This is a genomic window from Legionella tunisiensis (assembly GCF_000308315.1).
GTDB classification, from domain to species: domain Bacteria; phylum Pseudomonadota; class Gammaproteobacteria; order Legionellales; family Legionellaceae; genus Tatlockia; species Tatlockia tunisiensis.
This window is the reverse complement of sequence record NZ_CALJ01000162.1, coordinates 1-9,968: the sequence shown is the minus strand read 5'-3', so window position 1 is coordinate 9,968 and position 9,968 is coordinate 1. Positions and strand designations below refer to the sequence as shown.

Genomic DNA, 9,968 nt, shown 5'->3' with positions numbered 1-9,968 from the left:
GACGGTAATACAGTAACCACTGACGATATTAAAGCAATCGCTGACTGGCTACATAAAAAATCATCTCACCATGAAATTGCTTATCGACCTGCTAGAGTATTAATGCAAGACTTTACTGGTGTTCCAGCCGTTGTTGATCTCGCTGCCATGCGTGCTGCCTTGGAAAAAATGGGCGGTGATGCCAAGAAAATTTCTCCACTTTCTCCCGTTGATCTGGTTATTGACCATTCTGTAATGGTGGATAAATTTGCCAGCGCTGATGCACTTAAAATCAATACAGAAATTGAAATTGAACGCAATAAAGAACGCTATGAATTTTTGCGCTGGGGCCAAAAAGCCTTTGCTAATTTCCAGGTAGTTCCACCCGGTACTGGTATCTGTCACCAGGTTAACCTGGAGTATTTAGGCAAAACAGTTTGGTCTAGCAAGCATAACGGAAATCTGTATGCCTATCCTGACACACTAGTCGGTACTGACTCACATACCACGATGATTAATGGCTTAGGCGTATTAGGCTGGGGAGTAGGTGGTATTGAAGCCGAGGCAGCCATGCTCGGCCAACCCGTCTCTATGTTGATTCCGGAAGTAATTGGTTTTAAGTTAACCGGTAAGCTTAAGGAAGGTATTACAGCAACCGATCTGGTACTGACCGTCACCCAAATGCTGCGCAAAAAAGGCGTTGTAGGAAAATTCGTTGAATTCTACGGCCCAGGCCTGGCGGATTTGCCTCTCGCCGATCGCGCTACGATCTCTAATATGGCGCCTGAATACGGTGCAACCTGCGGCTTTTTCCCGGTAGACAAAGAGACCTTACGCTATATGGAGTTAACCGGACGTGACGCTCATACTATCACTTTAGTCGAAAGTTATTGTAAAGCTCAAGGCTTATGGTATGACAGTCAAGCAGAAGATCCCATTTTTACTGATACCCTTCATCTTGATTTATCAACTGTTGAACCTTCTTTAGCTGGTCCGAAGCGCCCTCAAGATAAGGTTAATTTAAAAACCTTAGGTCAGGAATTTGACATCTTTCTGGAAGAAGTGGGCAAGGCAAAAGAGAAAGGAAAAGCATTTCCAGTAAAAACAATAATTTTGAAATGCATCATGGTAATATCGTTATTGCTGCGATAACCAGTTGTACCAATACCTCGAATCCCAGTGTACTCATGGCTGCAGGTCTAGTTGCTAAAAAAGCGATTGAAAAAGGCCTCTCACGTAAACCCTGGGTCAAATCATCATTAGCGCCTGGTTCAAAAGTAGTCACCGATTATTTGCGCCATGCTGGTTTACAAACTTATTTAGATCAGCTTGGCTTCAATCTGGTGGGTTATGGTTGCACTACCTGTATTGGTAACTCAGGTCCTTTGCCTGATGACATTGCCCATTGTGTGGCTGATAACGACCTCGTAGTTTGCTCCGTTCTTTCTGGTAATCGCAACTTTGAAGGCAGAGTCCATCCACAAGTGCGAGCTAACTGGCTGGCATCACCTCCCCTTGTTGTTGCTTATGCATTAATTGGTACCACTTGTATTGATCTAAGCCAAGATCCATTGGGACAAGATGCTAATGGCAACGATGTATTCCTCAAAGATATCTGGCCAAGTAATGCGGAAGTTGCGGCCGCAGTTGCTCAAGTATCTAGTACCATGTTTCGTAAGGAATATGCCGAAGTATTTCAAGGCGATGAACACTGGCAAGCGATCAAAACAAGTAGCGGATCTACCTATAGTTGGGATGCCAATTCTACCTATATCCAACATCCGCCTTTCTTTGAAAATCTTTCAGCAAAACCACAGGCAATTAAATCAATAACCAAAGCTTATGTCTTGGCTCTTTTAGGAGACTCAATTACTACAGACCATATTTCACCTGCCGGCTCGATTAAAGCAAACTCACCTGCCGGTTTATACCTGAAATCCAAAGGGGTTAAGGAAGCCGATTTTAATTCCTATGGCTCACGTCGTGGTAATCATGAAGTCATGATGCGAGGAACCTTCGCCAATATTCGCATTCGCAATGAAATGACTCCGGAAGTTGAAGGTGGTGTTACTCGCCATATCCCCTCAGGCAAAGTGATGTCAATTTATGATGCCTCCATGCTTTATCAAAAAGAACATCAGCAACTTGTTGTTATCGCTGGTAAAGAATACGGTACTGGTTCGTCACGAGATTGGGCAGCAAAAGGAACAAATCTCCTGGGTGTCAAAGCAGTTATTGCTGAAAGCTTTGAACGCATCCATCGTTCTAACCTGATTGGTATGGGTGTACTACCACTGCAATTCCTGGAAGGTACAACAAGAAAGACTTTACAACTTGATGGTTCCGAGCGGATTAGTATTGCTGTCGATGATTCACTAAAACCCGGAGCAAAACTAACTATGGTTATTGCACAGCAAGATGGCAGCGAAAAGAAAGTAGAGGTACTCTGTCGTATCGATACAGCCAATGAATTGCAATACTACCGTCATGGCGGAATCTTGCAGTATGTATTGCGTAATTTAATCTGAGCTTTCAGGGCTATGAAACCTGATAAGGTTTCATAGCCCTAAATTTCATTTAAGTATTTCCAAAGGCCGTACAGATTGATTTTATAAAGGTAAACTGCTAAATTTTCCCGCTTACAAATTTACCTAATTTATCTGCATGATCAGACACCGCCAATTGTCTTAGCTGCATCCACTAAGGACCCCGCATGCGTTCTTCTAAAAAAGTTTTGTCGGTTTTTTCTCTAGTTATGATCAATGTGATTGCTGTTGATAGTCTACGTACACTTCCTATCAGTGCAAAATTAGGTCTATCCTTAGTCTCTTATTATCTAGTTGCAGCAATCACTTTTTTATTCCTATCGCCCTTGTTGCTGCTGAATTAGCCACAGCTTATCCTAATACAGGCGGTCTTTATGTTTGGGTACGTGAAGCGTTTGGTCGCCGAGCAGGCTTTATTACCATTTGGCTGCAATGGATTTATAATGTGGTCTGGTATCCGACGATCCTCGCTTTTATAGCAGCGACCTTATCCTATCTTTTTGCACCCCAACTTGCTAATAATAAAGCCTATCTTCTCATTACTGTATTGAGCCTTTTTTGGATTTTTACCTTACTTAACTGTTTTGGTATGAAACTATCTAGTATCGTTAGTGTTATTGGAGCTAGTGTAGGTACAATTTTGCCTATGGTTGGTATCAGTATGTTAGGAGCTGTTTGGCTTTTTCAAGGCCGCCCGCTTACTGCAGATATGCCCTCATCCTGGATCCCGAATTTCAGTTCAATAGGAAACTTATCCCTTTTCTCAGCCGTACTATTTGGCTTACTCGGTATGGAAATGTCTGCTGTACATGCAGAAGAAGTTAAAAACCCCCCAACGCGATTATCCTCGTGCCATTTTATATTCAGCCATTCTTATTTTCGCCACACTGGTAAGCGGATCTCTGGCTATTGTTCTTGTAGTACCTAATCATCAATTAAGTGTAGTCTCCGGCTTGATTGATGCTTATGCCATTTTCTTTGAGTCTTATCATATGCCTTGGATGACTCCTTTGATTGCTGTGTTTATTATTCTCGGCGGCTTAAGCGGTGTATCAGCATGGATTATTGGTCCAACTAAAGGCTTACTGGTATCTGCACTGGATGGCTCTCTACCACAACTATTTGCTAAGGTTAATCGCTATGGAGCACCTGTAGCTATTTTAATTACTCAGGGTATTATTTTTACTCTTTTAAGCTCGGTGTTTATCTTACTGGACTCCATTAATGCTGCTTATTGGTTACTAAGCGATCTCAGTGCCCAAATGGCTCTATTGGTATATATTTTCATGTTTGCTGCTGCGATAAAATTACGCTACAGCAAACCAGATCAGCCACGAAGCTACAAAATACCTGGAGGAAACCTGGTTATGTGGCTAGTGGCAGGCATTGGACTGATTTGTTGCCTTGTTGCAATGCTTATAGGTTTTGTACCACCAACACAAATTCCAATAAATAATATTTTCTTATTTGAAGCATTTTTATTTGGCGGTTTATTTCTCTTTGTTGCACTGCCCTGGTGGTTTGCTAAAAAACATGAAGAAGAGTTTGATAAGACCCATCCTGACCATTACATTGACTAGTACATTTTGACTAGATCTTTAATGGCCTCTAAGTCCATAAATGACTCATAAGCTATGCAAAAATATGTTGGGATTACTCGGCGTCTGCACAGGGAGGGCAAACCATTGCCCTTCCGCGCAGACAGAGCGCTACGGACATTAGAGGCATTTATTGCACCTTTGACTGTACAAAACGCGTCGGGATTTCTCTAATAAACTAAATACCTTCTGGAATTGACATCAAACTGGCGTTACCGCCTGCTGCAGTCGTATCTACTGTATAAGTTCGTTCATGACATAAACGCAGTAAATAATGCGGCCCCCCGGCTTTAGGTCCTGTACCGGAAAGACCTTCGCCACCAAAGGGTTGCAAACCAACCACAGCACCAATCATATTACGGTTGACATAGCAATTCCCGACATGCACTCGTTGGCGAATATATTCAACCGTTTGACTGATTCTACTATGTATTCCTAAAGTTAACCCATAGCCAGTACTATTAATCTGCTCGATAACGTTGTCCAAGGCTTTACGTTTATAGCTAATGATGTGAAGCACTGGTCCAAAAACTTCTTTTTTAAGAACAGCCATATTCTCAATAGCAATTGCAGTAGGTGGCATGAAATAACCCGTTTCACATTCTTCTGACAGCTTGCATTGATAAATAATCTCACAATTTTGTTGCATAGCGGCCACGTGCGCATTTAATCCAGCCAAAGCCTCGCTATCAATGACCGGCCCTACATCCGTAGCAAGCCAGCGTGGAGCACCAATTTGCAGTTCAGCCATAGCTCCTTTAAGCAGTTCAAGCATACGTGGATAGACTTCCTCTTGCACATACAAGACCCGTAAAGCTGAACAACGTTGACCCGCACTACCAAAAGCCGATGCAATCACGTCCACAGTCACTTGTTCTAATAAAGCAGAAGAATCAACAATCATGGCATTTTGGCCACCCGTCTCGGCAATCAAAGGAATAATTTCTCCGCCACGAGCCGCTAAAATTTTATTAATGTTTTCTGCTGTTTGCGTTGAACCGGTAAAGATTACCGCTTTTATACGACGACCCGCCACCAAGGGCGCTCCCACTGCTTCACCAGTACCTGGTAATAACTGCACCACATCAACTGGAATGCCGGCTTGATGCATCAGCTTCACGGCAAAAGCAGCTATCAGTGATGTTTGTTCAGCCGGTTTGGCAACCACAGAATTCCCAGTCACCAACGCAGCAACAACTTGGCCAGTAAAGATAGCTAGAGGGAAGTTCCATGGACTAATACATAAAACAACTCCTCGACCATGCAAGCTAAGCTCATTTAATTCCCCTGTATAGCCATGAAGACGCGTAGGTTTAGCCATCAGTTTTTCCGCCATCATGGCATAATAACGGCAGAAATCTACTGCCTCACGCACTTCTGCTACCCCATCACTCCAAGTCTTACCTGCCTCTAAACAAGCCATAGCAAGCAATTCTGGCATATTTTCTTCTAAAAGATTGGCGAAGCGTTCAAGGCAAGCAGTACGTTCACTCACTGGTCTATTACACCACGCGGGAAAAGCTCGTTCTGCCTGAGACAATGCCCAGTCAATATCCTGTAACGTAGCGTCACTTACTCTACCAATCAATTGCCCTGGATTTTGTGGCGAAGTCACACTTCTATCAAGCTCTCCCCCCTGTCTACCAGCGATCAGTGGTTTGGCCTGCCAATGCGCCAGATCCATATTGGTATAGAGTTGTTGTAAGGATGCTACGGCTTCTCGATCAGAAAAATCAAAACCGCTGGAATTTTTTCTTTCTGGTAAAAAATGGAAGCTGGTAAAGGAATATTTTGGTTTATCTTACTAAGTAAGTGGTTCGCTTTACTTACTGGATCTTCAACCAAAGTACTGATTGGAGCCTTTTCATCAACAATGCGATTTACGAAAGAGGAATTTGCTCCATTTTCTAATAAACGACGAACCAGATAGGGTAATAAATCTTCGTGACTCCCAACCGGCGCATAGATTCGGCATGGGATACCAAGACGGTTTGCTGGAACAACCTGTTCATAAAGTTCGTTACCCATACCATGCAGACATTGAAATTCAAAATCACGATAGTCGCCAACTAAATTTAAAATCATAGCAACAGAATAGGCATTATGAGTAGCGAACTGCGGATAAATAGCATCGGTCATCGTCAATAATTTTTTAGCGCAGGCTTGAAACGAAACATCAGTGAATACTTTGCGGGTAAATACAGGGTATTCAGAAAACCCTTGCATTTGTGTTTTTTAATTTCACTGTCCCAATAAGCCCCCTTAATCAAACGAACCATCATTCGTCGTTGTTTGCTTCGAGCCAAAGCAGCCACCCAATCCAACAAATAAAATGCTCGTTTTTGATACGACTGTACCGCCATTCCAAACCCATGCCAGCCATACAAACTATCATCACTAAAAACACGTTCAATAACATCAAGAGATAAATCAAGGCGCTCTGATTCTTCAGCATCAATCGTTAGCGCAATGTCATAGTGTTTAGCCAATTGAGCAAGAGCCAAGAGCTTCGGAGAAAGCTCTTCCATAACCCGCGCATGCTTTGCTTCTTGATAACGCGGATGTAAAGCAGAGAGTTTTATCGAAATCCCCGCACGCTGATAAACATTAGTACGCTTATCTACGCTATTCCCAATTGCTTCAATAGCATCCTTATAAGCAGTAAAATAACGACCTGCATCGACAGCAGTGAGTGCAGCCTCACCTAACATATCATAAGAATAGCGATATCCTATCGCCTCCTTTTTCTTTGATCGAGATAGTGCTTCATTGATCGTTCGGCCGGTAACAAATTGCTTACTCATAATACGCATTGCTTTATCGGCAGCCTTACGCACAACCCCTTCACCGCTGCGGTTAATTAATTTAAATAAAGCCTTACTTAACACGGAATCTGCACGCTCGGGAGTTAAAACTTTACCAGTTAACATCAAAGCCCAGGTTGTTGCATTAACAAAAAAGAATCACTTTGGCCTCGGTGTGACTTCCAGTCGGCTGTTGTAAGTTTGTCTTTTATTAAACTGTCGATGGTAGCGTTGTCGGGCACACGCAATAATGCCTCCGCTAAGCACATGAGCGCGATCCCTTCATCACTGGTAAGAGAATATTGTGTCAAAAAAGAATCAATCCCTGTACTCTTTTTACGCTCAGCGCGAACCTGTTCAACTAAATGGGTTGCCGCATTACGAATAGCAACGATTTGCTCACTACTTAATGCCGCCTTTTCGATAAGCTCTGTCATTAAGGTTAATTCGTCAATCCGATATGCCTTATTAATCTGCGCACGAGTACCTTGAGGAAATTGTGCTGAGTAGCGCTCAAGCATATTTGTCTCCAATCCAACGGGTCAAAAAATATCAAGCGATGATAATGCAGAATACGTCTAATTGAAATCCGTCTGCTGCAATCACACAATAAAATGGGCTGAATTCCAGCCCATTTTGGATAGAAAAGGCCTGTTAGACAAACAAAAAACGATCTAATTACATACTAATTGAGCCAATATAGAACTATCAATAAGGCGAAAATTCGCATCTTTGGTTTACATTTTGTCCTATTTAATGTATTATTGGCCAATTGATTTAGCCCATTTATTTGTTAACCCCCTGAATTGATTAATATTCACCCCTAATGATCAAGTATCTCCCTTGTGATTTTACATTTGCATTACTTGTAAATATAATCACCATCTTTCTGAGACCTTGTTTCAAGGCGCGTTAACAAGAAAAAAGGAGTAATATGAGTACTATATTAAGCATACTTTCTGCGGCTTTCTTTTCCACTACCGCTACTACGGGTACTGCACCCTATGGAATTAAAACTGGCTTTGATGTCAACAAACATGTTCAACATCTTAGTCAAAAAGCCCCAAAACTTAATAGAAATGTTCTTAAGCTTGCTCTAACTGCTTATAAAAAAGCCTCTGACAAAGGTGCCGTAAAAAACCTGTTTTAACTGTTATTGATTATTCTTTACCTTCCAACAAACAACGGATGTGGGTTTTTGATCTCAATAAAGAACGCCTTTTGTATAATACTTACGTAGCGCATGGCAAGAACTCAGGAATGGATACTCCTCACCATTTTTCTAACAAATTTTCTAGTAAAGAAACCAGCCTGGGTACCTATGTTACACGCGATACTTACATAGGCTCTAAGGGCTACTCTTTAAATCTGCAAGGTCTGGAAAGAGGTTTTAACGACAATGCCTATCACAGACGCGTGGTCATTCATGGTGCATGGTATGTAGAACCCGATTTCATTAAGAAAGCTGGACGGGCAGGACGCAGCTGGGGATGCCCATCTATCGCTAAAACTCTAGCGAAGCCCGTGATTAACACAATCAAAGGTGGTTCAGTAGTGTTTGCTTACTATCCTGATAGCTACTATCTCTCGCATTCAGGCTATGTATCAGTATAAATAACAAAAGCCAGGGTTCTTTAAGCCCTGGCTTTTAGCAATCATCCTTTCAGGACATCCTATCCTGAAAAATCGTCCCTGATCATCACTTCCCTATGATTAGAATTCCCTTTAGAAGACCCCAAATCCGTTGAAGTCATATTCAAAATTTAGCAATTAGCTTTCTGTTGTGCAAGACAACCAATTATAATTCAAAAGAGACATTTTATTTCCCAAATAAAATTAAATCATTATTATTCATGTGGTTATATTTAAATAAAGAATAATTTCTTTGAGTGAAACATCGATTTCTTACTATAGATTGAGAAATCTCTTGGGGTAATGCAAGACAACTAGCAATTAAAGGGTCACCAATGAATTCTCATTTCTGCCTGATAATTTTATTCTTTAGTAGTAAAAAATTGGATTTTTACTGATTAAATCACGAAACTGCCTTGCTAATGCTACTATTTATGATAGTTTAATCGGGATTTAATTGCTTCAGAGTGTAACTATGAATAGGCAAAACGAAAGCGTTAAAAAAGATAAATTGCAAATTATTGATTGGTTAATAGAACATTTCCCCAATGCTTTCTTTAAAAAGGGAAGTCAAGTTAAACCACTGCAAATTGGTATTTTCGACGATATTATCGATTTTTACGAACGTTTGGATACACCTACTTTCAGTAAGAAAGCCTTACGTGAAGCGCTCAGCTATTACAGTTCATCGCCTGCTTACTTAAACTGCCAAAAAGCAAACACGGCTCGTGTTGATTTATTTGGCAATGAGGTAGATGTCGTTACAGAGGAACAAGCCAAATATGCCCACCAGCGTTACCAACAACGTTATGTGGATAAAAAAGCTCAAGGCTTGAAGCAAGACACTAAATAGTTAACATCGACTGAATCCTTTAATCCTGCTACACGGTTTAATGGATTATACGACAGACCAGCCATATCAATGAATTCAAGTCCAACCGCTCTTATCATGTTTACCATTTCGCTAGGTTTAATAAATTTATCAAAATCATGTGTTTGTTTAGGCAATAATCCTAATAGATACTCTGCTGCCAAAATCACTGTGGTATAAGCTTTAAATGTCCTATTGATGGTAGATAAAAAGAGGTAGCCTCCCGGCTTTAACAAGCGAGCGCAATGTTCAATCACAAGCTGTGGTTCTTGTACATGTTCCAACATTTCCATACAGGTAACCACATCAAACATCGGGCTCTCATAGTCTTCGATAGGACAACAAACGTAATCAATGACTAATTTGCTTTCTTTGGCATGCGCTTTGGCAGTCTCAATTGCCTCTGCTTCAACATCTAGGCCTGTTACTTTAGCACCTTGGACAGCCATACCCTCGCATAAAATACCCCCGCCACAACCAACATCCAGGACAGCACTTTGTTTGAGTTCACAATATTTATTTATAAATTCAAGACGTG

General features: G+C 41.4%; 2 protein-coding genes and 4 pseudogenes. 4 read left to right on the top strand and 2 right to left on the bottom strand.

The window, feature by feature from the left end; all coding sequences use genetic code 11:
- Both acnA and BN58_RS37750 read left to right on the top strand, forming a co-directional pair.
- Positions 1–2,507: pseudogene (gene acnA, locus BN58_RS24020) on the top strand (aconitate hydratase AcnA); the annotation flags it as partial.
- A 185-nt stretch (positions 2,508–2,692) separates the two neighbouring features.
- Positions 2,693–4,105, top strand: a pseudogene (locus BN58_RS37750) (APC family permease).
- Positions 4,106–4,301: 196 nt separating this feature from the next.
- On the opposite strand, the pseudogene putA reads toward BN58_RS37750, so the two are convergent.
- Positions 4,302–7,448, bottom strand: a pseudogene (putA, locus tag BN58_RS37000) (bifunctional proline dehydrogenase/L-glutamate gamma-semialdehyde dehydrogenase PutA).
- Between the two features lie 413 nt (positions 7,449–7,861).
- Here putA and BN58_RS24005 point away from each other — a divergent pair.
- Positions 7,862–8,541 (top strand): annotated as a pseudogene (locus BN58_RS24005) (murein L,D-transpeptidase catalytic domain family protein).
- Positions 8,542–9,034: 493 nt separating this feature from the next.
- Complete coding sequence (locus tag BN58_RS10135; RefSeq protein WP_019216722.1) at positions 9,035–9,412, top strand: ProQ/FINO family protein; 378 nt, start codon at positions 9,035–9,037, stop codon at positions 9,410–9,412.
- On the opposite strand, the gene ubiG is transcribed toward BN58_RS10135, so the two are convergent.
- Positions 9,385–9,968: bifunctional 2-polyprenyl-6-hydroxyphenol methylase/3-demethylubiquinol 3-O-methyltransferase UbiG (gene ubiG / locus BN58_RS10130; protein WP_019216721.1), on the bottom strand; the 584-nt coding region annotated here is incomplete at its 5' end. The genes BN58_RS10135 and ubiG overlap by 28 nt on opposite strands.